This is a genomic window from Variovorax sp. YR216 (assembly GCF_900107745.1).
Taxonomy (GTDB): Bacteria; Pseudomonadota; Gammaproteobacteria; order Burkholderiales; family Burkholderiaceae_C; genus Variovorax.
In genome coordinates, this window is the sequence record NZ_FNRO01000001.1 from 305,300 (window position 1) to 331,410 (window position 26,111).

30 protein-coding genes are annotated in these 26,111 nt (G+C 66.5%); 17 read left to right on the forward strand and 13 right to left on the reverse strand.

The window, feature by feature from the left end; translation table 11 throughout:
* The first annotated feature begins 99 nt into the window (after positions 1 to 99).
* The 7 genes from BLW05_RS01400 to BLW05_RS01430 all read left to right on the forward strand — a co-directional run bounded on the left by BLW05_RS01400 (position 100) and on the right by BLW05_RS01430 (position 7,158).
* Positions 100 to 1,035, forward strand: a complete 936-nt coding sequence (locus BLW05_RS01400) for an alpha/beta hydrolase (protein ID WP_256329955.1) — start codon at positions 100 to 102, stop codon at positions 1,033 to 1,035.
* A gap of 8 nt (positions 1,036 to 1,043) precedes the next feature.
* On the forward strand, positions 1,044 to 1,913 hold the full coding sequence (locus tag BLW05_RS01405; protein WP_093158759.1) for a YbgC/FadM family acyl-CoA thioesterase: 870 nt from the start codon (positions 1,044 to 1,046) through the stop codon (positions 1,911 to 1,913).
* 83 nt (positions 1,914 to 1,996) lie between these two features.
* Positions 1,997 to 2,725, forward strand: coding sequence for an alpha/beta fold hydrolase (locus BLW05_RS01410; RefSeq protein WP_093158762.1), 729 nt, complete (start codon positions 1,997 to 1,999; stop codon positions 2,723 to 2,725).
* 56 nt (positions 2,726 to 2,781) lie between these two features.
* Positions 2,782 to 4,143, forward strand: coding sequence for a cache domain-containing protein (locus tag BLW05_RS01415; protein WP_093158765.1), 1,362 nt, complete (start codon positions 2,782 to 2,784; stop codon positions 4,141 to 4,143).
* Positions 4,140 to 4,769 (forward strand): response regulator transcription factor, encoded by a 630-nt coding sequence (locus tag BLW05_RS01420; RefSeq protein ID WP_093158767.1) that lies wholly within the window; start codon positions 4,140 to 4,142, stop codon positions 4,767 to 4,769. The genes BLW05_RS01415 and BLW05_RS01420 overlap by 4 nt, the downstream gene beginning before the upstream one ends.
* Positions 4,770 to 4,876: 107 nt before the next feature.
* Positions 4,877 to 6,946: a carbon starvation CstA family protein gene (locus BLW05_RS01425; RefSeq protein ID WP_093158770.1), complete on the forward strand. Its 2,070-nt coding sequence runs from the start codon at positions 4,877 to 4,879 to the stop codon at positions 6,944 to 6,946.
* Positions 6,943 to 7,158, forward strand: coding sequence for a YbdD/YjiX family protein (locus tag BLW05_RS01430; RefSeq protein WP_093158772.1), 216 nt, complete (start codon positions 6,943 to 6,945; stop codon positions 7,156 to 7,158). The genes BLW05_RS01425 and BLW05_RS01430 overlap by 4 nt, the downstream gene beginning before the upstream one ends.
* Positions 7,159 to 7,163: 5 nt before the next feature.
* Here the strand turns inward: BLW05_RS01430 and BLW05_RS01435 are convergent, their stop codons facing one another.
* Positions 7,164 to 8,087 (reverse strand): CAF17-like 4Fe-4S cluster assembly/insertion protein YgfZ, encoded by a 924-nt coding sequence (locus tag BLW05_RS01435; RefSeq protein WP_093158775.1) that lies wholly within the window; start codon positions 8,085 to 8,087, stop codon positions 7,164 to 7,166.
* A gap of 87 nt (positions 8,088 to 8,174) precedes the next feature.
* On the opposite strand from BLW05_RS01435, the gene mltG reads away from it, so the two are divergent.
* The 6 genes from mltG (at position 8,175) to BLW05_RS01465 (ending at position 12,846) form a co-directional block, all read left to right on the forward strand.
* Positions 8,175 to 9,197 carry an endolytic transglycosylase MltG gene (mltG, locus tag BLW05_RS01440; RefSeq protein WP_093160363.1) on the forward strand — a complete coding sequence of 341 codons (1,023 nt, stop codon included), beginning with the start codon at positions 8,175 to 8,177 and terminating at the stop codon, positions 9,195 to 9,197.
* Positions 9,194 to 9,853: a dTMP kinase gene (gene tmk, locus BLW05_RS01445; protein ID WP_093158777.1), complete on the forward strand. Its 660-nt coding sequence runs from the start codon at positions 9,194 to 9,196 to the stop codon at positions 9,851 to 9,853. Before mltG ends, tmk begins: the two co-directional genes overlap by 4 nt.
* A 61-nt stretch (positions 9,854 to 9,914) precedes the next feature.
* Positions 9,915 to 10,934, forward strand: a complete 1,020-nt coding sequence (locus BLW05_RS01450) for a hypothetical protein (protein ID WP_093158780.1) — start codon at positions 9,915 to 9,917, stop codon at positions 10,932 to 10,934.
* A complete protein-coding gene (locus BLW05_RS01455) occupies positions 10,931 to 11,305 on the forward strand; it encodes a PilZ domain-containing protein (RefSeq protein WP_093158783.1) in 375 nt (124 codons plus the stop codon). Before BLW05_RS01450 ends, BLW05_RS01455 begins: the two co-directional genes overlap by 4 nt.
* Before the next feature lie 69 nt (positions 11,306 to 11,374).
* On the forward strand, positions 11,375 to 12,181 hold the full coding sequence (locus BLW05_RS01460) for a TatD family hydrolase (RefSeq protein WP_093158785.1): 807 nt from the start codon (positions 11,375 to 11,377) through the stop codon (positions 12,179 to 12,181).
* Entirely contained in the window at positions 12,178 to 12,846 is a 669-nt protein-coding gene (locus BLW05_RS01465) for an ankyrin repeat domain-containing protein (protein WP_093158788.1), read from the forward strand. The genes BLW05_RS01460 and BLW05_RS01465 overlap by 4 nt, the downstream gene beginning before the upstream one ends.
* Positions 12,847 to 12,968: 122 nt before the next feature.
* Here the strand turns inward: BLW05_RS01465 and BLW05_RS01470 are convergent, their stop codons facing one another.
* Genes BLW05_RS01470 through BLW05_RS01480 form a run of 3 tightly spaced genes read right to left on the reverse strand, consistent with a single transcriptional unit; the run spans position 12,969 to position 16,024 of the window.
* Positions 12,969 to 13,307 carry a SorB family sulfite dehydrogenase c-type cytochrome subunit gene (locus BLW05_RS01470; RefSeq protein ID WP_093158790.1) on the reverse strand — a complete coding sequence of 113 codons (339 nt, stop codon included), beginning with the start codon at positions 13,305 to 13,307 and terminating at the stop codon, positions 12,969 to 12,971.
* A gap of 12 nt (positions 13,308 to 13,319) precedes the next feature.
* Complete coding sequence (locus BLW05_RS01475) at positions 13,320 to 14,537, reverse strand: SorA family sulfite dehydrogenase catalytic subunit (protein WP_256329956.1); 1,218 nt, start codon at positions 14,535 to 14,537, stop codon at positions 13,320 to 13,322.
* 29 nt (positions 14,538 to 14,566) lie between these two features.
* On the reverse strand, positions 14,567 to 16,024 hold the full coding sequence (locus BLW05_RS01480; protein WP_093158795.1) for an NCS1 family nucleobase:cation symporter-1: 1,458 nt from the start codon (positions 16,022 to 16,024) through the stop codon (positions 14,567 to 14,569).
* 76 nt (positions 16,025 to 16,100) lie between these two features.
* On the opposite strand from BLW05_RS01480, the gene BLW05_RS01485 reads away from it, so the two are divergent.
* On the forward strand, positions 16,101 to 16,769 hold the full coding sequence (locus tag BLW05_RS01485; RefSeq protein WP_093158798.1) for a YceH family protein: 669 nt from the start codon (positions 16,101 to 16,103) through the stop codon (positions 16,767 to 16,769).
* On the opposite strand, the gene BLW05_RS01490 is transcribed toward BLW05_RS01485, so the two are convergent.
* Positions 16,766 to 17,713 (reverse strand): adenylate/guanylate cyclase domain-containing protein, encoded by a 948-nt coding sequence (locus tag BLW05_RS01490; RefSeq protein WP_093158800.1) that lies wholly within the window; start codon positions 17,711 to 17,713, stop codon positions 16,766 to 16,768. The genes BLW05_RS01485 and BLW05_RS01490 overlap by 4 nt on opposite strands.
* Before the next feature lie 381 nt (positions 17,714 to 18,094).
* Between BLW05_RS01490 and BLW05_RS01495 the strand changes: the two genes are divergently transcribed.
* Positions 18,095 to 18,352, forward strand: a complete 258-nt coding sequence (locus BLW05_RS01495) for a hypothetical protein (RefSeq protein WP_256329957.1) — start codon at positions 18,095 to 18,097, stop codon at positions 18,350 to 18,352.
* A 59-nt stretch (positions 18,353 to 18,411) separates the two neighbouring features.
* On the opposite strand, the gene BLW05_RS01500 is transcribed toward BLW05_RS01495, so the two are convergent.
* From BLW05_RS01500 to BLW05_RS01535, 8 genes are all read right to left on the reverse strand, one after another.
* Positions 18,412 to 19,341 (reverse strand): LD-carboxypeptidase, encoded by a 930-nt coding sequence (locus BLW05_RS01500; RefSeq protein ID WP_093158805.1) that lies wholly within the window; start codon positions 19,339 to 19,341, stop codon positions 18,412 to 18,414.
* On the reverse strand, positions 19,338 to 20,414 hold the full coding sequence (gene tadA / locus BLW05_RS01505) for a tRNA adenosine(34) deaminase TadA (RefSeq protein ID WP_093158807.1): 1,077 nt from the start codon (positions 20,412 to 20,414) through the stop codon (positions 19,338 to 19,340). Before tadA ends, BLW05_RS01500 begins: the two co-directional genes overlap by 4 nt.
* Positions 20,404 to 20,631 carry a hypothetical protein gene (locus tag BLW05_RS01510; RefSeq protein WP_093158810.1) on the reverse strand — a complete coding sequence of 76 codons (228 nt, stop codon included), beginning with the start codon at positions 20,629 to 20,631 and terminating at the stop codon, positions 20,404 to 20,406. The genes tadA and BLW05_RS01510 overlap by 11 nt, the downstream gene beginning before the upstream one ends.
* 1 nt (position 20,632) lies before the next feature.
* Positions 20,633 to 21,280 (reverse strand): FMN-binding negative transcriptional regulator, encoded by a 648-nt coding sequence (locus tag BLW05_RS01515; protein ID WP_093158812.1) that lies wholly within the window; start codon positions 21,278 to 21,280, stop codon positions 20,633 to 20,635.
* A gap of 45 nt (positions 21,281 to 21,325) precedes the next feature.
* On the reverse strand, positions 21,326 to 21,973 hold the full coding sequence (locus BLW05_RS01520; RefSeq protein WP_256330034.1) for an ankyrin repeat domain-containing protein: 648 nt from the start codon (positions 21,971 to 21,973) through the stop codon (positions 21,326 to 21,328).
* Positions 21,974 to 22,035: 62 nt separating this feature from the next.
* A complete protein-coding gene (locus tag BLW05_RS01525) occupies positions 22,036 to 22,545 on the reverse strand; it encodes a GlcG/HbpS family heme-binding protein (RefSeq protein ID WP_093158815.1) in 510 nt (169 codons plus the stop codon).
* Between the two features lie 131 nt (positions 22,546 to 22,676).
* A complete protein-coding gene (locus tag BLW05_RS01530; RefSeq protein ID WP_093158817.1) occupies positions 22,677 to 23,300 on the reverse strand; it encodes a response regulator transcription factor in 624 nt (207 codons plus the stop codon).
* Complete coding sequence (locus BLW05_RS01535; protein ID WP_093158820.1) at positions 23,297 to 24,778, reverse strand: sensor histidine kinase; 1,482 nt, start codon at positions 24,776 to 24,778, stop codon at positions 23,297 to 23,299. The genes BLW05_RS01530 and BLW05_RS01535 overlap by 4 nt, the downstream gene beginning before the upstream one ends.
* 42 nt (positions 24,779 to 24,820) lie before the next feature.
* Here BLW05_RS01535 and BLW05_RS01540 point away from each other — a divergent pair, with 42 nt between their 5' ends.
* A complete protein-coding gene (locus BLW05_RS01540) occupies positions 24,821 to 25,012 on the forward strand; it encodes a hypothetical protein (RefSeq protein WP_093158823.1) in 192 nt (63 codons plus the stop codon).
* Positions 25,013 to 25,020: 8 nt separating this feature from the next.
* Positions 25,021 to 26,100 (forward strand): DUF72 domain-containing protein, encoded by a 1,080-nt coding sequence (locus BLW05_RS01545; protein WP_093158825.1) that lies wholly within the window; start codon positions 25,021 to 25,023, stop codon positions 26,098 to 26,100.
* Positions 26,101 to 26,111: the final 11 nt, after the last annotated feature.

The following is a 26,111-nucleotide window of genomic DNA, read 5'->3' on the forward strand; positions in this document are numbered from 1 at the left end:
CGATGCGGATCCTCGAATCTAACAAGCACCGAGCACCTTGGACACTCCAGAAACCCCTGCGCTTGACACAACCGGGACAAACAGCCGGGCATTGACCCAATGAGCGCACTGACACCCAAGATGGCGAACGTGATCGAGCGGATGGAGCGCGCGGGCCGTCCGCCGCTCTACGCCCTGTCACCGGCCGAGGCCCGTGCCGCCTACGAGAAGGGCGCCGGCGTGCTCGAAGTGCCCAAGCCGCAGCTCGCGCGCGTCGAGGACTTCACGCTGCCGGCGCGCGACGGCCATGCGCTGCCGGCGCGGCTCTACGCGCCCTCGAACGAGGTGCTGCCGGTGCTGATGTTCTTCCATGGCGGCGGTTTCACCGTCGGCAGCATCGCCACGCACGACATCCTGTGCCGCGTGCTGAGCCAGAAGAGCGGCTGCGCGGTGGTCTCGCTGGACTACCGGCTCGCACCCGAGCACAAGTTTCCGACGGCGTCGAACGATGCGTGGGACGGCCTGCAGCACCTGGCGAGGAACGCGGCGCAATTCGGGCTTGACGGCACACGCATCGCCGTCGGCGGCGACAGCGCGGGCGGCACCTTGGCCGCGGTCTGCGCGATCCTCGGGCGCGATGCCGGGTTGCCCATTGCCCTGCAGATGCTGATCTATCCGGGGACCACGTCGCACCAGGACACCGCTTCGCACCTCCGCTTCGCCACCGGCCCGCTGCTCGGCGAAGCGCTCATCAGCTACTTCTTTGCCCAGTACGTGAGCTCGAAAGCCGATCGCGACGACTGGCGGTTCGCGCCGCTCAACGCCGACGATGTGGAGGGCGTCGCGCCCGCCTGGATCGGCCTCGCCGAGTGCGACCCGGTGGTGGACGAAGGCATTGCCTACGCCGACAAGCTGCGAGCCTCGGGCGTGCCGGTCGAGCTGGAAATCTATCGGGGCGTGATCCACGAATTCGTCAAGATGGGTCGCGCCATTCCCGAAGCGCTCCAGGCGCATGAAGACGCCGCCCGCGCACTCAGAGAAGCCCTGCAACCATGACGAGAGCCATGACCGAGACACTCAAGAAATCCGACTTCCGCTTCTTCCACCGCCTGCGCGTGCGCTGGGCCGAGGTGGACATGCAGAAGATCGTCTTCAACGCGCACTACCTGATGTACTTCGACACCGCGATCGCCGACTACTGGCGCGCAATGGCGTTGCCGTACGAAGAGGCGATGCTGTCGCTCGGCGGCGATCTTTACGTGCGCAAGGCCACGGTCGAGTTCAATGCCTCGGCGCGGGTGGACGATGTGCTCGACGTGGGCATGAAGTGCGTACGCGTGGGCAATTCGTCGATCCTGTTCCTGGGCGGCCTGTTCCGCGGCGACGAGTTGCTGGTGACCTGCGAGCTGGTCTACGTCTACGCCGATCCGGCGACCCAGACTTCGAAGCCGGTGCCGCCGCTGCTTCGCGAGGTTCTCGCGGGCTACGAGGCCGGCGAGTCGATGCGCGAAGTCATCACCGGCAACTGGGATGCGATCGGCGAGGGCGCGGGCAAGGTGCGGCGCGAGGTTTTCATCGACGAGCAGCGCATCCCCAAGGAGCTGGAGTGGGACGAGCATGACGCGATCGCGGTGCATGCGGTCGCGCGCAACCGGCTGGGGCAGGCGATCGCGACCGGGCGGCTGGTGCAGGAGTCGCCCGGGCTGGGCCGCATCGGGCGCATGGCGGTGCACCGCACGCTGCGCGGCGGTGGTCATGGCGAGGCGGTGCTGCGTGCGCTCGAAGCGGCTTCGGCTGCCCGTGGCGACAAGGAAGTCATGCTGCATGCCCAGCGCAGCGCCGAGAGCTTCTATGCACGCCTCGGCTACGCGCCGCACGGTGAGCCCTTCGAGGAAGCAGGCATCGCCCACATCGAGATGCGACGAAAGCTCTGAGAGCCAGCCGCCGGGAAACCCCGGTGGCACCCGGCCGGGCCGCCGCTCAAGATGGCCGCTTCGATCTTTTCGGAGACACGGCGATGGCCAACTTTGTTCTCGTTCATGGCGCGTGGCATGGTGGGTGGTGCTACCGGGAAACTGCGAATGCGCTCCGCGCGGCCGGACACAACGTGTTCACGCCCACGCACACCGGCGTCGGCGAGCGCTTTCATCAGTCGGCGGAGAACGTCACGCTCGAAACCCACATCCGCGATGTCTGCGGCTGCATCGAGTGGGAAGAGCTGAACGACTTGATCCTGGTCGGCCACTCGTATGGCGGCATGGTCATCACCGGTGTCGCCGACCGCATGAGCGAGCGCATCCGCACGCTGGTCTATCTCGACGCCTTCGTGCCGGAGAACGGTGATTCGCTGATCCGTCTGATCGACAAGGCGCTCGCGCCCGAGGTGGCTGCGCAGTTCGTCGGCGCCTTCCGCGGCACGGCACTGCAAGGCAACTGCGGGCTGATGCAGCCGATCCCGGCCGAAATGTTCAACATCGCGCAGGTCAACCGCGCCAGGGTGGACCGCTTGTGCCGGCCGCAGGCGCTCGCGACTTTCGAGATGCCGCTCCTGCTCACCGGCGCAGGCGATTCGATCAAGAACCGTCTCTACATCCTGGCCGATGGCTGGGATCCGAGCCCGTTCCGCTACTTCGCGGCGAAGGTCGAATCGGCGCCGGGCTGGCGTTTGATCAAGATGCCGTGCAGCCACGACGTGATGGTCGACATGCCCAAGGAACTGGCTGCCGAGCTGCTCAAGCTGGCCTGAGGCGGCGCCGTAGCGGGGAGGGCGCGGTGGCAGGGCGGTGGTAGTCTTGCCGCCCCATGAATCTCCGCACGAAGATCGTTGCGCTCGCCATCGTGCCGCTGCTGACGGCACTGATGCTGGTCGCCTTCGCGGTGCGGCACCAGGAGCGTGACCTGGCGCAGCGCGAGCGCCTGCTGGCCGAACAGACCTACATGACCCAGCGACGCAGCGAACTGCGCAGCTATGTCGATCTTGCGGTGAGCGTCGTGCGGCCGCTCTACGACAGCGGCAAGGATGACGAAGCGGTTCGTGCCGAGGCGCTGCGCCGGCTGGCCGCGCTAGACTACGGCGACGACGGCTATTTCTTCGTCTACGACCTCGAAGGCAGGTCGCTGATGCATTCGCGGCAACCCGAACTGGTCGGACAGCGGCTCTGGGAACTGCGCGATTCGAAGGGCCGGCCCACGATCCAGGAACTGATCGCGCAGGCGCGCAGCGGCGGCGGCTACGTCGAGTACGAATGGCGCAAGCCATCCAACCAGCAGATGGCGCCCAAGCTCGGCTACGTGACCATCCTTCCGCGCTGGAACTGGATGGTCGGCACCGGCCTGTACCTCGACGACATCGACTCGGCGATGCATCGCCTCGACCAGCAGATGAGCGCCAATCTCACCACCACGATGCTGTGGATCGTCGGGATCGCGGCGCTGGGGATCGCGGTAGTGAGCGCGACGGGACTGCTGCTGAACCTCAGCGAGCATCGCGTGGCCGAGACCAAGCTGCGACAGCTCGCACGCCAGGTGGTGCAGTCGCAGGAGGACGAACGCGCGCACCTGGCGCGCGAACTGCACGACGGCACCAGCCAGACACTCGTGTCGGCGAAGCTGCTCATCGAATCGGCGGTGGATGCGCTGGAGCGCGGCCGGCAGTCGGTGCCGGCTTCGCTGTCGAAGGCGCTGCAGCGTCTCAATGAGTCGCTCTCGGAGGTGCGCGGCATCTCGCACCGGTTGCGCCCGGCGCTGCTCGACACGTTGGGCCTGCCGGCGGCGCTCGAACGGCTGGGCGCCGAGTTCGGCGACGAGGGGCCGATCGAGGCCGCGGTGTCGATCCACGGCACGCCGCGCGAGTTGCCGCAGGAAGTGAAGACCGCGCTGTTCCGCGTTGCGCAGGAGGCATTGACCAACGTGCACAAGCATTCGCATGCCACGATCGTCGACATCGCCCTGGCATTCGACGCCCGTCACGTACGGCTCGACATCACGGACGACGGCCGCGGCTTCGACGAAGCGGCGGTGCAGGCCGACCCCCGCAGCGGCATCGGCCTGCGCAACATGCGCGAACGCATTTCGGCGATCGGTGGGCGACTGGATGTGCTCTCGGGCGAGTCGGGCACGTCGATCCTGGTCGAGGTGGCGCTCGAAGGTCCGGGGGCTGCATGAGGAATCACGACACCATTCGCCTGTTTCTGGTGGACGACCACCCGCTTGTCCGCGACGGGCTGCGCGCGCGCCTTTCATCGCTGCCGGAAATCGACATCGTCGGCGAGGCGGACGGTGCCGCCGAGGCGCTCCCGCTGATCGAGGAACTGAAGCCCGACCTCGTGCTGGCCGACGTCGGCATGAAAGACATCAATGGCATCGAACTTGCTGCCCGGCTCCAGGAGCGGCAGCCGGAGGTGCGCGTGGTCATGCTCAGCATGTATGACAACCCCGAATACGTGCAGCAGGCGCTTCAGGCTGGTGCGCGCGGCTACGTGCTCAAGGATGCGCCGGCGAGCGAGATCGTCGCGGCCATCGACGCGGTGACGGCGGGCGGGACCTTCCTGAGCCCGGCGGTGTCGAAGCGGCTGTTTCGCAACCAGACGCCGCGGCCGCTGCTGACGCCGCGCGAGAGCGAGATCCTCTCGGCGCTCGGCCGTGGCGCATCGAGCAAGGAAATCGCGCTCGATCTGGGCCTGAGCGTGCGGACTGTCGAGGCGCACCGCCAGAGCATCAAGCGCCGCCTCGGCATCGAGGGGCAGGCGGAACTGATCAAGTACGCCGTCGAGCACGCCCGAAAGCTTTGAGGGTTATCCCTTAGGTGTTCTCGCGCGGGCGGCTTGCGCAGTGCAACCGATGCGCAGAAAGTAGTGTCTCGCGACACTCCCGGGGATCAGCTCAAGGAGACATCCGCATGCAAAACCTGCGCCGCCACCTGGTGTGGCTTGTCGTCGCCGTCGTCGGTGCCTTCGCACTCGGAACGGTGGCGCTATCGCGAGGCGAATCCATCAACGCGCTCTGGATCGTCGTCGCGGCCATCTGCACTTACCTGATCGCGTACCGCTACTACAGCCTTTTCATCGCCGAGCGCGTGCTCGGCCTTGACGGCAGCCGCATGACGCCGGCCCACCGTCACAACGACGGGCTCGACTACGTGCCGACGGACAAGAACGTGCTGTTCGGGCACCACTTCGCGGCGATCGCGGGTGCAGGGCCGCTGGTGGGGCCGGTGCTCGCGGCGCAGATGGGCTACTTGCCCGGCCTGTTGTGGATCCTGGCCGGCGTGGTCTTCGCCGGGGCGGTGCAGGACTTCATCGTGCTGTTCATCTCGACGCGGCGCGATGGCCGCTCGCTCGGCGACCTGATCAAGCAGGAGATGGGCACGGTGCCCGGCATGATCGCGCTGTTCGGCACCTTCATGATCATGATCATCATCCTCGCGGTGCTGGCGCTGATCGTGGTGAAGGCGCTCGCCGAATCGCCATGGGGCACGTTCACGGTCGCAGCGACGATTCCGGTCGCGATCTTCATGGGGATCTACCTGCGCTACATCCGCCCTGGCCGCATCGGCGAGATCTCCGTCATCGGCTTCGCGCTGCTGATGCTCGCGATCTACGGCGGTCAGGTGGTGAGCCAGAACCCCGATTGGGCCGCCATGTTCACCTTCGACGGCAAGGCTCTGACCTGGATGCTGATCGGCTACGGCTTCATCGCCGCGAGCCTGCCGGTGTGGCTGCTGCTCGCGCCGCGTGACTACCTTTCGACCTTCCTGAAGATCGGCACGATCATCGCGCTGGCGATCGGCATCGTCTTCGTCGCGCCGCAGCTGCAGATGCCGGCTGTCACGCAGTTTGCGCAGGGCAATGGCCCGGTCTGGTCGGGCAGCCTGTTCCCGTTCCTCTTCATCACCATCGCCTGCGGCGCGGTGTCGGGCTTCCATGCGCTGATCTCGTCGGGCACCACGCCCAAGATGCTGGACAACGAGCTCAACGCGCGCTTCATCGGCTACGGCGGCATGCTGGCCGAATCCTTCGTGGCGGTGATGGCGCTCGTCGCTGCCGCGTGCATCGATCCCGGCGTGTACTTCGCGATGAACAGTCCGGCCGCGCTCGTGGGTTCCACGCCGGACGCGGTGGCACAGGCGATCTCCGGCTGGGGCTTCTCGGTCACGCCCGACATGCTGCTGCAGACCGCCAAGGACGTCGGCGAGACGACCATCCTCGGCCGTGCGGGCGGTGCGCCGACGCTGGCGGTGGGCATGGCCCACATCCTTCACCAGGTCGTGGGCGGGCAGGCCATGATGGCCTTCTGGTACCACTTCGCGATCCTGTTCGAGGCGCTCTTCATCTTGACGGCGGTGGACGCCGGCACGCGCGCCGGCCGCTTCATGCTGCAGGACCTGCTGGGCAGCTTCGTGCCAGTACTGAAGCGCACCGACCTGATCGTGGCCAACCTGACCGCGACTTTTCTCTGCGTTGCGGCCTGGGGTTACTTCCTCTATCAGGGCGTGGTCGATCCGCTCGGCGGCATCAACACGCTGTGGCCGCTCTTCGGCATCTCCAACCAGATGCTCGCTGCCGTGGCGCTGATGCTGGGCGTGGTGGTGCTGTACCGCATGAAGCGCGAGCGCTATGCGTGGGTCGCCATTGCACCCGCCGCATGGCTGCTGGTATGCACCTTGACCGCCGGCTGGCAGAAGATCTTCTCGCCGGACCCGAAGGTCGGCTTCCTGTCGCATGCCTCGAAATACGCCGACGGCCTGGCCCAGGGCGTGCTGATCGCACCGGCCAAGACGCCGGAAGCCATGGCGCGCATCGTCTTCAACGACCGTCTCGACGCGGCGCTGTGCGGGCTCTTCATCTTCGTGGTGCTGAGCGTGCTCGTCTACAGCGTGAAGAGCTGCCTGGCCGCACGTTCGGCCAGCAAGCCGACCGCGCGCGAGACGCCTTTCGAACCGATGCCGGTGTCGGCCGCCGCATCATGAGAACCGCAGGCGCCAGCCTCACGGAATCGGGGCGCTATCTGGCGCGCTCGGTGGCGCAGTCGCTGCGCCTGATGGTCGGCATGCCCGACTACGACGCCTATCTGAGCCACATGGAACGCACGCATCCGGACCGCGTGCCCATGAGCTACGAGGCGTTCTTCAGGGAGCGACTGGAAGCGCGCTATGGCAGCGGCAAAGGCCGCTGCTGCTGAATCGCTCAGATGTCTTCGAGCAGGGGGTAGGGCAGGGGTTCGACCGTAAGCGTTGGCCCGTCGGCCGCGCGGGCGTGCAGGCCGCCCGCTTCGATTGCCGCGATCTGGATGGAGATCAGCCCGGCCCATCCTCCGCCGGGTGCCGGAGCGGCCTGGGCGACCAGACCGACCGGCTGCTCGGGATCGCCGGCGGCGAACACTTCCTGTCCGGCGGCGATCTCGTCGCTCGCCTGGACCAGGTAGGTGCGCCGCTTCAGCGTGCCGCGGAACTGGCTACGCGCCACCACTTCCTGGCCCGGGTAGCAGCCCTTCTTGAAGTTCACTCCGCCGACCGACTCGTAGTTGATCATCTGCGGCACGAAGGCTTCGATCACCGGCGAGGTCAGTGTCACGATGCCGCTTCGTACCTCGCTCCATGGCCACAGCGCCGGATCAAGGACCGAACCGTGGGGCGCGGCGCTGCCGGCCGGCGCGATCCAGAGTGCGCGTGGAACGCCGTCGGAGGGGTAGAGCGTCACGGCATGTGCGTCGCCCACCGCGATCGAGCGTCCGGGCAGCGAGGCCGGATCGACGTCGTTGGCCGCGAGTGCCGTACCGGCGAGGCCGTAGAGCGCGAATTCGTCGCTCGCATCGCTGAGCTTGGCTTTCGCGCGCAGTACATACATCGACAGCCGCTTGAGCGTCGCAGGCAGGATGTCGCGGCTGCAGACGAGCAGGATCCGGTCCGGTTGCGGCCGGATGCCGATGAAGCTCGCGATCGCCCGCCCCTTGGCGGTGCACAGGGCCGCAAGGCGGGCCTCGGCGGCATCGAGCAGCGCGAAATCCTGGGTGAGCTGGCCGTGCAGGAAACTGGCGGCGTCGGGGCCTTCGGCCCGGATGACACCGAGGTGGGAGAGGGCGGTCACGCCATTCAGAACGACTGAGGTCATCGCTGAATTATCATGGCCGGTCCCGATCCGTTCGATCGGCAGGGCTTCCTCCGCTTCCCAGTCTCTTTGCTTCCTTCGCCGGATTCCGTGCGCCGCTTCTTCCTCACGATCTTTCTGTTGGCCGCCCTGGGCGTTCTCGCCATCGGCGCTGCGGGTCTCTGGTGGGTCAACCAGCCGTTGCGGCTCCCGGCACCGAGCGTCGACCTGTCGATCGAGCCCGGCACCACGCCGCGCGGCATCGCTCAAGCTGTCGCCGACACCGGCGTGGACGTGCCCCCGCAATTGCTCTACTGGTGGTTCCGCTTCTCGGGCCAGGACCGGCAGATGCGCGCCGGCAGCTACGAGCTGGAGCGCGGCATCACGCCACGCACGCTATTGAGCGTGCTGGTGCGCGGCGAGGAGGCCACGCGCAGCATCGTTCTCGTGGAAGGCTGGAATATCCGCCAAGTGCGCGCGGCGCTCGCGAAGGCCGATCAGTTGAAGCCTGAAACCGCCGGCCTGACCGATGAGGACCTGATGACCAGGCTCGGCCGGCCGGGGCAGCATCCGGAGGGCCGCTTCTTCCCGGACACCTATACCTACTCGAAAGGCTCGACCGATTTCGCGCTGCTGCAGCGCGCGATGCGGGCCATGGACAAGAAGCTCGATGCGGCCTGGGCCGCCCGGGCGTCCGGGGTGGCGCTCAAGACGCCCGAGGAGGCGCTGATTCTCGCCAGCATTGTCGAGAAGGAGACGGGCAAGGCCCAGGACCGCGCGGAGATTTCTGCCGTCTTCCACAACCGCCTGCGCATCGGCATGCCGCTGCAGACCGACCCGACCGTGATCTACGGCCTGGGCCAGCGCTTCGACGGCAACCTGCGCAAGAAGGACCTGCAGACCGACACCCCCTGGAACACCTACACGCGCAACGGCCTGCCACCCACGCCGATCGCCATGCCGGGCAAGGCGGCGCTCCTGGCCGCCGTGCAGCCGGCGCAGAGCAAGTCGCTCTATTTCGTTTCGCGCGGCGACGGCACGAGTCAATTCAGCAGCTCGCTCGACGAGCACAACCGGGCGGTGAACCGCTACCAGCGGGGCAACACCGATCCGAACCAGCGGAGCGGTCAATGAAGGGGCTTTTCCTCACGCTCGAAGGCATCGATGGTGCCGGCAAGTCGAGCCACATCGATGCGCTCGAAGCGTTGTTCAAGGTTCAGGGGCGGCAGGTCACGCGCACGCGCGAACCGGGCGGCACGCCGCTGGCCGAAACCCTGCGCGGGCTGATCCTCGAACAGCCGATGGATGCGTTGACCGAATCGCTGCTGGTCTTTGCGGCCCGGCGCGACCACGTCGTGCGCGTCATCGAACCGGCGCTGGCGCGCGGCGATGTCGTGCTGTGCGACCGCTTCACCGACGCGACCTTTGCCTATCAGGGGGCAGGGCGCGGGTTCGATCCGGCGGTGCTGTCGACGCTCGAGCGCTGGGTGCAGGCGGATGCGGACGTTGCGGCCGGCGGACTCCTGCAGCCCGACATCACGATCTGGTTCGACCTGGCGCCGGAGATTGCGGCCGAGCGGCTGGCCGGGGCGCGTGTTCCGGACAAGTTCGAGTCGCAGCCGGTCGAGTTCTTCAAGCGTGTCGCTGCGGGCTACGCCGCGCGCGCGAAAGACGCACCACGCTTCGTCCGCATCGACGCCGACCAGTCGCGCGAGGCGGTGTGGCAACAGATCGAAGCGGCCTTGGCCGAGCGCGGTCTCGTGGCATCGCAGAGCGGAGGCGCGCCATGAGCCCCCGCCCGGCCGTTCCGAAGGGGGCTCGCACCGCAGTGCGAGGCACGGAGGTTGCTCAATGAACGCGGACACGCTGTCGCCGTGGCTGCGCAAGCCGCTCACCGAATTGCTGCGCCAGCGCGGCCATGCATGGCTGCTGCAGGGACCTTCGGGCTTGGGCCAATATGAGCTGGGCCTTGCGCTGGCCGCGGCCTGGTTGTGCGAGCAGCCCGAGGAGTCCAAGAAGGAGGGCGCTTGCGGGCACTGCCCCAGTTGCCATGCCATCCAGGTCCGCACGCATGCGGACCTTTGCGTGCTCATGCCTGAAGTCGCGATGCAGGCGCTCGGCTGGCCGCTCGACGAAAAGGCGCAGGCCGACATCGACGACAAGAAGCGCAAGCCAAGCCGCGAGATCCGCGTCGAGGCGATGCGCGATGCCGTGGGTTTCGCTCAGCGGACCAGCGCGCGCGGCTTAGGCAAGGTGGTGTTCGTCTATCCGGCCGAGCGCATGAACACGATCACTGCGAATGCGCTGCTCAAGACGCTGGAGGAACCCGTCGGCGATGTGCGTTTCGTCCTGGCCAGCGAGGCGGCGTGGCAGCTTCTGCCGACGATCCGCAGCCGTTGCCTCGGCTTCACGCTGCCGTGGCCGGAGCCGGGTGAAGCGCACGAGTGGCTGGTTGCGCAGGGCGTTCCAGCGTCCGATGCCGCCGTCCTGCTGCGCGCCGCTGGCGGCCGCCCGAGCGATGCGTTGCGCCTCGCGGCCCAGGGCCAATCGCCCAAGGCCTGGGGATTGCTGCCCAAGGCGATGGTGCGCGGCGATGTCAGCGCGCTGGCCGATCACGCGCCGGCGCAGGCCATCGACGTGCTCCAGAAGCTTTGCCATGACCTCATGGCGACCGACAGCGGCGCCGAGCCGCGCTTCTTCGACATGGCGGACCTGCCGCCGGTGCCGCCGAGGGGCGCATTGGCGCGCTGGTCGAAGTCGCTCGCCAATGCGGCAAAAACCGCGGAACACCCGTTCAATGCGGGACTCATGCTCGAAGCGCTTGTGAGCGAAGCGCGAACCACCCTAAACTCCGCACGCCGCCGCCCATGAACACACCTGCAGCTTCCACCCCCGCCGCGCCCGTCCGGCCCAGCGTCATCCAGTTGGCCATCAAGGAAAAAGGGGCGCTCTATGCAGCCTACATTCCGTTGTTCGCCGAGGGCGGCATCTTCATTCCGACCTCTCGCGAGTACCGTCTCGGCGACGACGTCTACGTGCTCCTGACCCTGCCGGACGATCCGCAACGCTATCCGATCGCCGGCAAGGTGGCCTGGATCACGCCGTCCCGCGCGGCCGGCAACAGGGCGCCGGGCGTTGGCATCCGCTTTCCGTCCGACGACAAGTCGCGCCAGCTCAAGGCGCGCATCGAGGAGGCGCTCGGCGGCACGATGGCCTCCGACCGGCCCACCCAGACCATCTGATCCGAACCCCGTCCTCACGGGGCGCGGACCGCAAGCGGCGCATCAGCGCCGCGCTCATTCCATTCCGCGATGTTCACCGATTCCCACTGCCACCTGACCTTTCCCGAGTTCGCGGACCAGATGCCGCAGATCCGCGCCGCCATGGCGGCCGCGCGGGTCGACCGGGCGCTCTGCATCTGCACGACCCTCGAAGAATTCGACGACGTCCAAGCCCTTGCGGCTGGTTATGACAATTTCTGGGCCTCCGTAGGCGTCCATCCGGACAGTGAAGATGTGCTGGAGCCCACTTTGGATGACCTCGTGCGGCGTTCGGCCCTCCCGAAAGTCATCGCGATCGGCGAGACGGGGCTGGACTACTACCAGATGGAAGAGCGCAAGGGCGGACGCAGCATCGCGGACCTCGAATGGCAGCGCAACCGCTTTCGGGTGCACATCCGTGCGGCACAACAGACGCGCAAGCCACTCGTGATCCACACCCGGGAAGCCTCGGCCGACACCCTGGCCATCCTGAAGGAAGAGGGCGAGGACGGCGGGCCGAAGGCTGCGGGCGGCGTCTTCCATTGCTTCACCGAGACCGCCGAAGTGGCCCGCGCCGCGCTCGATTTGGGCTTCTACATTTCGTTCTCGGGCATCCTGACCTTCAAGAAGGCGCAGGACCTGCGTGATGTGGCGGCATTCGTGCCGCTGGACCGGATGCTCATCGAAACCGACAGCCCGTACCTCGCGCCGGTGCCATACCGCGGAAAGACAAACAATCCCGCCTACGTTCCCTTCGTCGCACAGCAAATCGCCGAACTCCGAAGTCTGCCCGTCGAAACGATCGGAAAGGTGACCAGCGACAACTTCGACCGCCTGTTTGCGGCCGCAAAATCATGAAGAATTACTTTAAAACATTCGTATATCTTATTGTTCTTGCAGTAACTTTCGCTGCCCACGCCGATTCGTTCGACGACTTCTTCAGAGCCGTGCGCGCAGACAATGCCAGCGGCGTCAAAAGCCTCCTGAATCGCGGTTTCGACCCCAACACCCGGGATGCGCAGGGACAGACCGGCTTGCTGATCGCGTTGCGCGAGCCTTCACCGAAGGTGATCCAGGTCCTGATCGACTGGCCCAAGACCGACGTCGAGGCGCGCAATCCCAAGGATGAAAGCCCGTTGATGCTGGCCGCGATCAAGGGGCAGCAGGACATCGTCACGAAGCTGATCGAGCGCGATGCCGACATCAACAAGCCCGGCTGGACACCGCTGCACTACGCCGCGACCAACGGCCATGTGGCGATCATGAAGCAGCTGCTGGACAAGGATGCATTCATCGATGCGCAGTCGCCCAATGGCACCACGCCGCTGATGATGGCGGCGATGTACGGCTCGGCCGCTGCGGTGAAGCTGCTGCTCGAAGAAGGCGCGGATCCGCTGATGAAGAACCAGCTCGGAATGACCGCCGCCGATTTCGCGCAGAAGGCCAACCGCACGGACGCGCTCCAGATGATCAACGAGGCCGTGGGGGCCAAGGCCAAGAGGCCGGCGGATGGCAAGTGGTGAACCCCGGCCGGCGTCGAGGTGGCCGCCTTGAAAGACATACAATGTATATTATGTCAAATAAAGCCGAAGGCCGAGCAATCGATACCCAGCCTCCCTTCTATCGCGGCTGAACGGTTCAAAGCCTATCTGGGCTGCTCGTTGCCGTAGGTCTTCACGAGGTAGTCCACGATCAGCGGCATGTCCTCTTCGTTGATCGGGCCGTTGAAGACCTGCTTCATCCGCTTGACCATGGCCTCCCAATACGGGCGCGGCGCGCTGGGGGGCTGGTAGAGCATGTACTCCGCCGAATGACAAGTCATGCAGTTGGCCTGCGCCTTCTCGTAGCCCGGCAGCGTGTTCGCCTTGAGTTGCACGCCGTCCGGCGGCAGAGTGATCGTCCTTTCGGCAGCGCGAGCACCCGCCGCTCCGATGCACAGGGCCAGCGCGCAAGCGATCGGTGCAACGGAAGGTCTGCGGTTCATGTCTGTTGCTCCCTAGGCGGCAAGCATCTTGACGCTTTCGACCACGTTGCGCATGTAGCCCGCCGGCTGCCAGAGCGCTTCCATGGGCTGACTCTGGCCGGAGCGGTTCCAGGCCCGCACGCGAAGCACGTGGGTTCCCTTCCTGGGCGTGAAGCCGAAGGTGAATTCCCGGAACGAATAGCGCCCCATGTCGCTGCCGAGCGCGGCACTGCGCCAGCTTTGCCCGTCATCGGTCGAATACGCGACTTCGCGAATGCCCTGCCCGCCATCGAAAGCAATTCCGCGCACGACGAGGGGCTGGCCCGCACGCACGTGCGCGCCGTCGGCGTGCGAGGTGATGAACGAGCGCACGTTGAAGCGGCCGATCGGCCGGGTCGCTGCCGGCGCGGTGCCGGGCTCCACGCAGGCGCAGTCGTTGTCGGGCACCCGGTAGGCCGTCTTCATCCAGAAGCCGTCGAAGACGCTGTCGATCACCTGGATCTCCGAGAGGTGCTTCACCCAGTAGGTCCCGTAGTAGCCCGGCACGATGAGCTTGAGCGGATAGCCGTTCAGCATGGGGATGTCGGCGCCATTCATCTGCCAGGCGAGCATCACCTCGCCGTCCATCGCATGACCGACATCGAGGGCCTTGACGAAGTCGCCACCGCCGAAGAGCGCCATGTCCAGGCCCTTGAACGTGACCTGGCGGGCACTGTTCTTCGGTTCCGCACGTGCCAGCACGTCCTTGAGGGCGACGCCCGCCCAGCGCGCATTGCCCATCGCGCCGTTGCCCAATTGACCACCGGTGACCCGCGGATTGAACAGCGCTCGGCCATTGCCGGAACACTGGTTGACGGCCACGTATTCGATCGGCCTGAACTGTGCGCGCAGTTCGGCCAGCGTCAGCTCGAAGGGCTTGCCGACGGCATTGCCGCCGATCTTGATCACGTGCCTGTCGGCATCGATCGAGGTGGGAATGCCGGCGTTGTGGTAGCGCACGAAGAACGCATCGTTCGGTGTAAGCAGGCCGTCGTTGAAGACTTCGAACGGTGTTTCCAGTTGCGGCGGGCGCGAAGTCAGCACGATCAGCGGCCGCTTTTCCGGGTAGGCCGCGACGTTGCGCCTGCCATTGACGAATGGCATCTCGACAGTCGCGGCCTGCGCGAGGGCGGCCCGGCCGAGCGGGCCCAGCCCGAGCGCGGCGATGGCGCCCGTGCCGGCTGCGACCAGTCGGCGACGAAGCTGGTTCATGGGAGCGGCCATGTTTCCCTGCCCTCCCCTCAAGCGTGTGCGGTCACGGCCGCCGCGCGCGGGCGCAGCGTGGCCATCACCAGGTACACACTGCCTCCAACCGCCACGCCGATGAACCAGCCATAAATGTTCCACCAGGCCGGAAGCAGGTTCGTGAAGTTGGGCAGGAAGGTGGAGAAAAGGCTGCCGATCCCGGTCGCGACCAGCGCATTGACGTTCCAGCCGCCTTCGTAGCGATACTCGCCATGCTCCTGGTAGAGCGCCGCCACGTTGATGTCGCTCTTGGCCACGATGTAGTAGTCCACCAGGATCACGCCCAGGAGCGGGCCCATCGTCGCGCCGATCGCGTTGACGAAATGAGCCGCATTGCCCTCCCACGGCGCGAAGGGATAGAGGACGAGCGCGATCAATGCGGCGATCACCCCGCCCCGCTTGAAACTGATCACCTTCGGAAAGGTGTTTGAGATGTCGAACGCGGCAGACACGAAGTTGGCCACCACGTTGATGCCCAGCGTGGCGACCGCGAATGTGATCGCCGCAATGAGGGCGAGCACCCAGCTGTCGAACTTGGCGGAGATCTGCTCGGGATGCAGGAGCACTTCACCGTACACCTTGAAGGCCGCGATGGTGGTGACGCCAGCGACAAGCGAAAAAGCAATCAAGTTGATCGGCAGGCCCCACAGGTTGCCCGTGCGCACCGCCTCCTTGTTCTTCGCGAAGCGCGAGAAGTCGCAGAAGTTGAGGTAGAGCGCCGCGAAGTAGGTGATCCAGGTGGCGCCGACCGCCATCAACGCCCAGAAGGAGCCGGGCTGCCCTGAAACGCCGGCATCCTTGGTCTTTTCGAGCAGCAGATTCATGGGAATGCCGTGTTCGAACGAGAAGCCACCGGCCTTGACGCACAATCCGACCGCCAGGATCAGCATCGCAATCCAGACCGCCGGGCCCGCCCAGTCCTGGAACCGTCGGACCGTCTCCATGCCCTTCTGGATGATCAGCAACTGCAGTCCCCAGACCACGACGTAGCACATCACTTCGAGCCCTGTGTGTCCGACGAAATGCACGCTCTTGTGGAACTCGAGCATCGCATCGTTGCGGATCAGCAGCGCGACCACCGCGCTGGCGGCCGCGGCGGTCTGCGCCCCATACCAGAAGCAGGCCACCACAGCCCGCACCATGGCCGCCAGGTTGGCGCCCCAGACGCCGAAGGAGGCGCGTGCCAGCACCGGGTACGGCACGCCGGTCTTCTCGCCGGCATAGCCGATCAGGTTCATCAGCGCAAAGATCACCAACGAGCTGAGCCCGATGGCCAGCAGGAAATTGACGAAGCTGCCGCAGAGCAAGAACAGGCTGGCCGCGAGGTAGTAGCCCCAGAGGCTGTGAACGTCCGAAGTCCAGACGTTGAAGATGCTGAAGGCCCCCCATCGACGCTCCCGCGCCGGTGCCAGATCTTCGTTGTAGAGGCCTGGGGAAGGATTGCGGATCTCCATGGCTGTCTCCTCATGGCTATCTCGTCGCACACTAACATGCCAAGCTTGCGTCTGCTACTCCATTCCACCAGAACTCATGTCCAGCCTACGAGCCCTCTCCCCTCTCGAAACCCGTGTGCTCGGCGTTCTCTCGGAGAAGCAGCGCACGGTCCCCGACAGCTATCCGCTCACGCTGAACTCGCTGGTCGCGGGCTGCAACCAGAAGACGAGCCGCAACCCGATCCTGGACGTGTCCGAGGCCGAAGCCCAAGCGACTCTCGACAGTTTGAGGTCACTGAGTCTGGTGACGGAATCGAGCGGGGGGCGAGCGTCCCGCTACGCGCACAACATCGATGGCGTGCTGAGGATTCCGTCGCAATCGATCGTCCTGCTCACGGTGTTGATGCTGCGGGGACCGCAGACGCCGGGCGAACTGCGCATCGCATCCGAGCGCATGCACAACTTTGCGGACATCTCGTCCGTCGAGGCCTTCCTCGATGAGCTGGCTGAGAGGCCGGCAGGCGGCCTGGTGATGAAACTGCCTCGCCTGCCCGGAGCGCGCGAAAGCCGGTGGACGCATCTGCTCGGTGGTGCGCCGGAGGAAGATGCGCCCGCCCCTGCCGGCGCGCGTGGCAGCGACGAAGCGTCGCTGGGTGAAGTGGCCGCCCTGAAGGCCAATGTAGCCCGGCTGGAGGCCGAGCTGGCGGGCATGAAGGCGCTGGTCGGCCGGATCTGCTCGGAGCTCGGGATCAGCGACGCTTCCTAGCGAGCGTCGCGGCGCGCCAGGAGCACGTTGCCGCCGGTCGTATTAAAGGAGATTGTCGGGGCGCTGAAGTCACTCAGCGGCGCTCCAAGGCCGATCTCACCGCTGCCATGCAGCACGCACTCGTCACGCCGCAGCGCAATCTCGCCGCTTGCGCCCGCAGTGCCGTGAAAGCGGACCCAAGTGCCATAGGTGCTCACGTCCACGAGGACGCAGCTGCCGTGCCGCAATTCGATCCGCGCATGCAGGCGGGAAACGCGCGGATCGTTGACGACGAACTGCGCCTCGTCGACCCGGCCGAGATGGATCGGCAGATCCTCCACACGGAACAGCGTACGAACGTCGAGCCACGCCAGCTCGATCTGGCCGAACGACGAATCCGGCCCGCGCGCGGATGGAACCAGCGAAGCCGGCATCGTCAGGAACTCGGACACCTCGTCCTGCCAGTCGATGCGATGGACGATGGGCATTTCGTTCTTGCCGCGGATGTTGATCGGCCCCAGGCTGCGATGGCGCACTTCGCCTTCGTGCAACTGCTCGATCACCGACTCCGTGGCCCAAATTTGCCCGGGGCCTGCGAGGTCGCTGAGGCGGGATGCGAGATTCACGGCATCCCCATAGCAATCGCCGTCGACCTCGACAACCTCCCCGCTCGCAACGCCGATCTGTAGCTCCATGCGCAACGGAGTCGGCCAGGTCTGAAGGCGCTTCTGATGATTGCGCTGCATCTCGAGCACCGCGCGCGTCGCCGTGATGCCATTCCCGAAGATGGCGAAGACACCGTCGCCAAGGGACTTCACGACGCGGCCGCCGTGGGACTCGCAGACACCCCCGATCCATTGCGTCAGCCGCGTCACCGTCTCGGTGGCGCGCGCATTCCCCATGGCCTCGAAGACCCTGGTGCTCCCTGTCAGATCAGCGAAAACGACAGTCGAATTGACGCCCATGTTGTGCAGTTTTTGGTAGCCCTCGCCTTTGGATTATGGCAAAGCGGCATGAAAACACTCCCTCAATGCTTCAAATCGCGCGACTTAGGGGCGAACCCTGTTGCTTTTTCATTTAGTCACAGGCGCAGCGAACACTTTCGTTTTTAAAAGTAACACTTAGGTTCCAGTTCTTGGGTCGGCACTTGAACTGAAGCGTGAAGTATGTTGTTTTTAAACATGAAATGATGTTTCCATACTTGTGCGGCTTCGAAGCGGCGCTTAACGTAGGCACCCATCAAGGCTTCTGGCAACCCCGCCTTCCTCGCAATGGTGTCCTTCAGCAGGTTCTTCCGCTTTCTGTCCCTTCCCGGCCTCGGCTCGCGCCGTTCCACGGATCGTCAGATGGGCCAGATCCGTACCGCGATGCTGTCGCTGTTGCAGGTTCACGGCGGCCACTCGGTTCAAAGGGTGGCGCAGCGTGTTCGCTTCGCTGGCGATCTGGAAGCTCTCTGGTATCTCCGCCAGGACGTACTGACCGCGTTGAGCGCGGTCGATGGCGAGGTCGCCGCGCGCCGTCAAATGCGCCAGATCAATCGCCTCTTCAAGGGCGGCCTGCCGCACGCGATGGGGCCGCGTACCCATCAACGCATCACGAGCTGATACGCGTCCGAGCAGACGCAGAGAGGCCAACGGCCTCTTTTTTTCGCCCCTGCGCGCGTTCAATGCGCGTGCCGATGCCCCCAGACCATGAAGACGTCGCGACCATCGGCCGCGACCTCGACCTTGGCGCCGACCGGGAGCAACACCTTCGTAGGCACGTGGCCGAACGGCAGTCCCGTCAGCACGGGCGGCTTGATCAGTTCACGCAGGCGTGCAGCCACCGTCTTCATGCCGAAGCCGCGATCGTGCGGAACCTTGCGAATCCCGGTGAAGTGTCCGAGGATGACCGCCTTCTGCCTGGCCAGCACGCCCGCCTGCCGGAGCTGGTCGAGCATGCGTTCCACGCGATACGGATGCTCGTTGACGTCCTCGAGGAACAGGACGCCCTTGTCGATCGACGGAAAGTAAGGCGTTCCGAGCAGGCTGGTCAGCACGCAGAGGTTCCCACCCCAGAGCACCGCGCCATGGATGCCGCGCATGGGCGCCAGGCCATCGATGTCGCGGGCGGGCATGCGCCAGCCGGTGCCCTCCCCTTGCCCGCTGAGCAGATCGTCGAAGCAGGCCTCCATGATGTCGTCCGCTCCGTCTTCGGCGCCGAAGTCTTCGCCGACCGCTGGCCCCGCCCACGTCACGCTGCCGGTCTTGGCGAGCAGTGCGTTTTGAAAGGCGGTGAAGTCACTGAGCCCGACGAACTCGGTGCCATCATGGATCGCCTTGGCCACCGCCTTGTAGGGAATGGCATCGAGGATGCGCGTGAGCCCGTAGCCACCGCGCGAAATGAGCGCCACGTCGGCGCCGCTCGCCGCCGCCCGCGAGATGGCCGCGACACGCGTGGCATCGTCACCTGCGAATCGCTGGTGGGTGGCGAGTGCGGCCTCATCGATTTCGACCTCGTGGCCGAGTGCCCGAAGCCGTTTGACACCGCGCTTGAACGCTGACTTGTCGCGCACTGCGCTCGACGGCGAATAGATGTAGATGTGCTTTTTCACGGGGCGAAGTATCCCATTGCGTCTTTGACCATCTGCTCCGCCTGCGTGGCGTCGGGGCCGGACACGTGCTTCGGCGTGCGGCCCAAGGCGCGCAATGCGGCTTCATGACCGCGATCGGGAAAGGGCGCTCGCCACGCTTCAGCGACGTTTTCACCAGCATCGGGCGCGACCATCACATGCAGGAAGCGGGCAGGTGCCGCCGAAGCAAGCAGCGATGCCAAGCGGGCGCCGCTGGCGCTGTGGACCAGCACCACGGGCCCGGGACGAACTCGCTCGAGCCACTCCTGTAATACGTCACGATGCCAATCCAGGCGGTGGACGCCCTCCCGCTTGGGTTTGTCGCTCTTGCCCATGCCAATGAGGTCCGGCACCAGCACCCGCACGCCGTTCGCGCGCGCGAGGTGGCGGAAGAAGTAGCTCCACTCGCCGGGCCCGTGGATGCAGAGCAGCACCCGTTCCGAATCTTTCGGGCCTTCATCGAGGTAGTGCATCCGCCATCCGCGTAGCGCCGGCAGATCGCTCACGTAGTTCGCATCGAAGGCGTAGTCGGCCAGCGAGCCAAAGCGTTCGGGCGGCGTGCGCAATGCGTCGTCTCGCAGCGGCTCGGCGGCCATGCGGGCCTCGTTGCGGCGTTCCTGAAAGAAACCCTGGAGAAGCGCCTGGCACTCCAGCGCGAGCACGCCGCCCTGCACCGACGTGTGGTGATTGAGTTGCGGCGGAGCGAACAGATCGACCACCGATCCGGCCGCTCCAGTCCTGGGATCCGCCGCGCCGAACACCACGCGCTTCAGCCGCGCGTGGAGCATCGCGCCGGCGCACATCGGGCAGGGTTCCAGCGTGACGAAGAGTTCGCAGTCGTCGAGGCGGTAGTTGCCGAGCGCCGCGCCGGCGGCGCGCAGCGCGTTGACTTCCGCATGCGCGCTCGGGTCGTGCTGCGCCACCGGCGAATTGCGCCCGACCGCAACGACCACGCCCTCCTTCACCACCACTGCGCCGATCGGCACTTCGCCGGCATCGGCCGCGCGGCTGGCTTCGGCCAGCGCGAGCTGCATCCACTGCGCGTCAGTTGTCATCCGGCACAGGACGCCGTTGCTGCGCGGCGTCGAGCGATTGCTTGACCTGCTCCTGAATCTGCCGGCTTTGCGTCCGAACGTCACCCGCCGGCGCTTGCGTGGTCGCCTGCGCACCGGGCGGCAGCGCCGGCGCCACGGCCGAACTCATCTGCTTCTTGGCCAACAGCCCGACCACGAGCAGTGCGAGCACGAGTCCGATCAGTCCAACGACGCGCATCTCAGCCTTCTCCGATCTGCGCCGGATCGGCAACCTGCATGCCCAGGCGTTCCATCCACACGGCCAGTGCGCGTTCGTCGGCCGAACCCTCGCTGTAGCGGGCATGCATCGCCGCATGCGATTCCTTGCGATGCTGGTTCAGCTTGAGCTTGCATTGCAGCGCGGTCACGCGCAGTTCGAAGCCCACGATGCCGCCCAGCATCTTGTGCTGGAACTCCTCGCCGAGATCGCGCCACTGTTGCGCATAGGCGGGTTCATGCTGCCCGATGAGGCGCTTCAGCAGCGCGTCCTTTTCGTCCGGCGTTTCGATCAGGCGGGCCTCGACGGTGCAATGCACAGCGAGGTAGTTCCAGGTCGGCACGCGGGCAAGGTCGGGATAGACCGATGGCGACAGGTAGGCGTGCGGTCCGAGAAAGGACGCGACCGCCTTCGGCCGTGCCTGCAGATAGCGCCAATGGGGATTGGGCTTGGCGCAGTGGCCGAGCAGCGACCAGCCGCCCTCTCCCCGATCGTCCAGCACCAGCGGAAGGTGCGTGACGAAAGGCACGCCCTCGTCATCGGTCGAGACGAGGCTGGCAAAGGGATGCGAACGCATCAGTTCCATCGCAACCTCGCGGTCGGTGGAATTGAACTGGGGAGGCATGTACATCGGGCGGATCCTGTCTCAGGAATCGCCCGATTGTGCTCGACCGCGCTACCGTGCGCCGGCGGATTTCAGCTTTTCGACCATCGCCGCGTAGCCGCGCGCCTTGGCGAGTTGCAGTGGCGTGTTGCCCTGGCGGTCCGCGAGTTGCGTATTGGCGCCGGCATCGACGAGCGCAGCCATCGTGCGCTGGTGGCGCACCCCGCCGTCGCCGAGCACGATCGACTCGATCAGCGCCGTCCAGTGCAGGTTGTTGACATGGTCCAGCGGTGCACCGGCGCGGATCAGGATGCGCACCACCTCGTCGTGCCCGAGGTGTGCTGCGGCGATGAGCGCGGTGCCGTCGTAGCGGCTGGTGGTCTGCCCGGCTTTCGCGCCAAGCGAGAGCAGCAGCGACACTGTCTGCGGATCGTCGGCGACCGCGGCGATCGTGACGGCGTCGTAGCGGTCGTTCTCGAGGAGATCGAGCTTCGCGCCGGCCTTGGCAAGCAGCGTGATCGCGTCACGCTGCCCTGCATAGGTCGCGACCTGCAACGGCGTGCGGCCCTGCGCATCGCGGGCGTCGACATCGGCGCCGGCCGCGATCAGTGCCTTGACCTTCGCGGCATCGCCACGCCATGCCGCCTGGTGCAGGCCCACATAGGCCTGCGCCTCGGCGGCGGAAGGTGGCACCTGGGCGGTCGACAGCGCGGGCGCCATCGCGACGAGTGCGCCGAAGACGACTGCGCACCCGCACCGACGCAGCATGCCGCTCATGTCGCTCAACCCAGCTGCGCCTTGACCTTTTCGAGCGCTGCGTTGGCGCACTGCTCGTCCAGGTGGCCGCCCGGGGCGCCGCCGACGCCCACGGCGCCGATCACTTCATTGCCGGACTTGATGGGCACACCGCCGCCCAGGAGCAGGAAGCCGGGAATGTTCACGAGGTTGGCCGCGCCGGGGTTCTTCTGCGCGTTTTCCATCATGGCCGACGTCGGAGCCTTGGCAGAAGCCGAAGTCCAGGCCTTGCGCTCGCTCGCGCCCAGCGTGTGCGCACCCGCGTTGTCGGCGCGCTGGACGGCGCGCACGACGCCGGAGCGGTCGACCACGGTCGCGCTCACCGAATAGCCGTTGGCAGCGCAGGCCGCCACGGTCGCGGCAGCGATCTGGTTCGCGAGGTCGAGCGACATGTTCTTTTCGGTGCGCACGACGGGTGCCGGGCTCTGTGCCTGCGCGGTCACCGCGGCGGCTGCGAGAACTGCGGCGAGAGCGCCGAGGCGAAGGGAGGAATGCATGAGGATCTCCGAAGGTTGTGGTTGCTTGGGGCCAGCGCTTCGCCAGCCGCCCGGCAACTTTAGGAGTGCCGCCTCTGCAAAGGTATTCGTACGGCTACGCGCGACGTTCCGTAGAACTACGGAGCGCCATTTCAGTTGTCGCTGTCCACGAGCGCTGCGTAACGCCGGATCAATCGCGCCAGCGAATCGCATTCAAGCTTGGCGAAGAGATTCGCGCGATGCGTCTCGACCGTGCGCGGCGAGAGCGCGAGCGTCCGTGCGATCTCCTTGTTCGTGAGGCCGGTGACGATGAAACCCAGCACCTCGCGCTCCCGCTCCGACAACTGCGCATAGCGATCTCGCGCCACCTGATCCGCCTGCGTGCGCTCACGGGATCGAACATGCTGTCGCACCGCCTGCTGGACCACCTCGAGCAACTGTTCGTCGTCCACCGGCTTCTCGAGGAACTCCGCCGCGCCGGCCTTGAACGCGCGCCGGCACATCTCGACGGTGCCGTGGCCGGTGAGCATGATCACCGGCTGGTCGACACCTTGTGCGATCAGCGTATCCAGCACGGTGAGTCCGCTGATGCCCGGCATGCGGACGTCGAGCACGATCGCGCCGATGCCGTTGCGATCGAAGCCTTCCATGAAGGCCTGCGGGTCGGACCAGGTCTGCGCACGAAGCCCGACTGTGCCGATCAGCAGCGCAAGGCTCTCGCGCACCGCGCGGTCGTCGTCGATCAGATGGATCAGAGGAGATTGCGGCTCGTTCATGCGCTCGGCTTTCCGGTGTCCGCACCAGCCAGCGGCAGTCGCAGGATGAATCGCGCGCCGCGCTGCGCAGCAGGCTCGGCGCCCAACGTGCCACCCATGCCGACGGCCAATGTTTCGCACAGGCTCAGGCCGAGGCCCAGGCCGCCTTCGCGCGTGCTGAAGAAGGGTTCGAAGATGCGCGGCAAGGCATCGGGCGGGATGCCGCGCCCGCTGTCGGTCACGGTCAGCACCCCGTGGTTGCCCTGATGGCCGATCGCCAGAACCAGGCGGCGCTCGCCGGGAGGCACGTCTTCCAGGGCCTGCAGTGCGTTCATCAGCAGGTTGTGCACGATCTGTTCGAGCGCGACCGGCTCCGCCAGCACCACGACCGGTGCGTGCACCGTGTCCTCGAAGGCCGGCGTGACCGAGCGCCGCGCGAACTCGGGCGCGAGCAGATGGAGCGCGCCGCGCACCACGTCCTGGACAACGACGGGCTGGGTGCTGCCCGATCGGTCGGGCCGCTCGATCACGCGCCGCAGGCGCCCCACGACATCCGCCGCACGGCGCGCCTGTTCGCTCGCCCGCTTCATGGCATCTTGCGCGGTGGCGAGTTCCGGCGGATCGTCGTCCAGCAGCCGGCGCGCGGCCTGCGTATTGGCGAGCACCGCCGTCAAGGGCTGGTTCAACTCATGCGCCATGCCAGCGGCAAGTTCGCCGAGCGCGTTGAGGCGCGCAACCTGCCCGAGTCGCAGCAGATCTTCCGCGCGACGACGCTCGATGCGCTGCCGCTGCAGGGCCTGCGCGCCGCCGAGCACCACGGCCACTGCGAGCGCCCAGCCGGCCATGGTGCCCCAGGGCAATTCGCGCCACGAGACATCTCGCTCTGCGATGAGTTCGAAACCCTGGCTTTCCGACGCGAGCGTCTTCCGGAAGTCGAAACGCCATCCGCCGAATGCAGTGGTGTCCCCCGGCTGGACGACGAACTCCTGCCCGTCCTTGTCGAGCACCACGCGCACGGGACTGGTCTTCGGGTCCATCGGCCAGTCGCGCCAAGGCACGGTGGCGGCGAGGTCGACGTCGATGAGGTAGCTGACCGACGCCGCACCCATCATCAGCTTGTATCGGCCGCCCGCGAAATCATCGGCCACGTACTCCGGCCGGCGCAGTTCGCGCGAACGGGCTTCCGCGGCCGCCAGCGCGGGGTCGGTCCACGGGGCGCCACCTTCGTGCCGCTGAACCGCAAGAATCGACGGATACACCGACGACAGCCGCCGCTCGGGCGCGCCCCCCGGCGCCGGCTCCAGCAGCGCGAGCGTTGCGAGCACCGCGTCGTACTGCACCACCTGCTGGCTCATCAAGCGATGCGCAATGCGGCCGTTGGCGTCGAAATCCTCCCGCAGCTGCCGGATCTCGCCGCGCGCGATCCAGACCGCGCCGACGCCGGTGACCAGCAGCCAGGCGAGCCACCAGCCCCCATGTGTGCGCAACCATTGCCTCATGGCGCGGATTGTGCCCGGCGCGTTCCGCGAAAATCCCGCCTCATGACGGTTTGGAGATTTCCCCTCGCGGCGCTGGCCGTGGTTCTCGCCGCCGGCTGCGCGACCGGCGCAAGGCAGCAGGCGATGGCGGACGCGCGCATCGACACGGTCGAGGCCGGCGCCTTCGATCTGTGGGTCGGCCCTTCAGCGACGCAGGGTCTGAAGACAAGCTTCGTGCTCGCCGAGCCCGATTGAGGCGGCGCATGCAGAACTCGCTGTTCGACGATTTCGAGGACGCGGACGAACCCGCATCCGTCGCCGCACCTGAAATCGCGCCCGCGCCCGCACCGAAGAAACGCGCCGCAGCGCGCACGACCAAGGTGCTGCCGGCGCCGCCCGATTCCGTCTTGCAGGCGCTGGCGATCGAGCTGCCGACCAACCTCCGGCTCGGCACTTCGTCGTGGCACTTCCCGGGCTGGACCGGCATGGTCTGGGAGGGCGAGTACGAACAGTCGGTGCTGTCGAAGCACGGGCTCGCCGCCTATGCGCAGCATCCGCTGTTCCGCGCAGTGAGCATCGACCGCAGCTTCTACAAGCCGCTCACGGCGACCCAGTTCGCGGCCTACGCGGCCCAGGTGCCGGAGGACTTCCGCTTCACAGTGAAGGCGCCGAGCCTCGTCGCCGACGCGATGATGCGCGGCGAGGACGGGCGCGGCATGCAGGCCAATCCGGCCTTCCTCGATCCGGCGCTGGCCGCCACGGAATTCGTGCAGCCGGCGCTGGACGGACTCGGGCACAAGCTCGGCGCGCTCGTGTTCCAGCTCAGTCCCCTGCCCGGTCCGATGCTCGCGCGCATGCCGGAGATGCTGGAGCGGCTCGGCACGATGCTGCGTGCACTGCCCGCGCTGCGGCCGGTCGCGCCCGACGGCGTGGTCGCGGTGGAAGTGCGCAACCCGGAGTTCCTCACGCCGGCCTTCTGCGATGTGCTGCGCGACGCGGGCGCGACCTATTGCCTGGGCCTTCATCCCAAGCTGCCACCGATCGAGGCGCAGCTTCCACTCCTGCGGGCGCTCTGGCCGGGCCCGCTCGTGTGTCGCTGGAACCTCAACCGGCTGCACGGCGCCTATGGCTACGAGGACGCGAAGGCGCTCTACGAGCCCTTCGACAAGCTGGTTGACGTCGACCCCGAGACCCGGGCGACGCTCGCGCGCGTGATCGTCGGCACCACCGGCGCGGGCCAGCGCGCCTATGTGACCATCAGCAACAAGGCCGAGGGCTCTGCGCCACAGACGGTGCAGGCGCTGGCCGAGGAGGTCCGCAGGCGACTGACGGCGAATCGCTGAGCGGCACACCT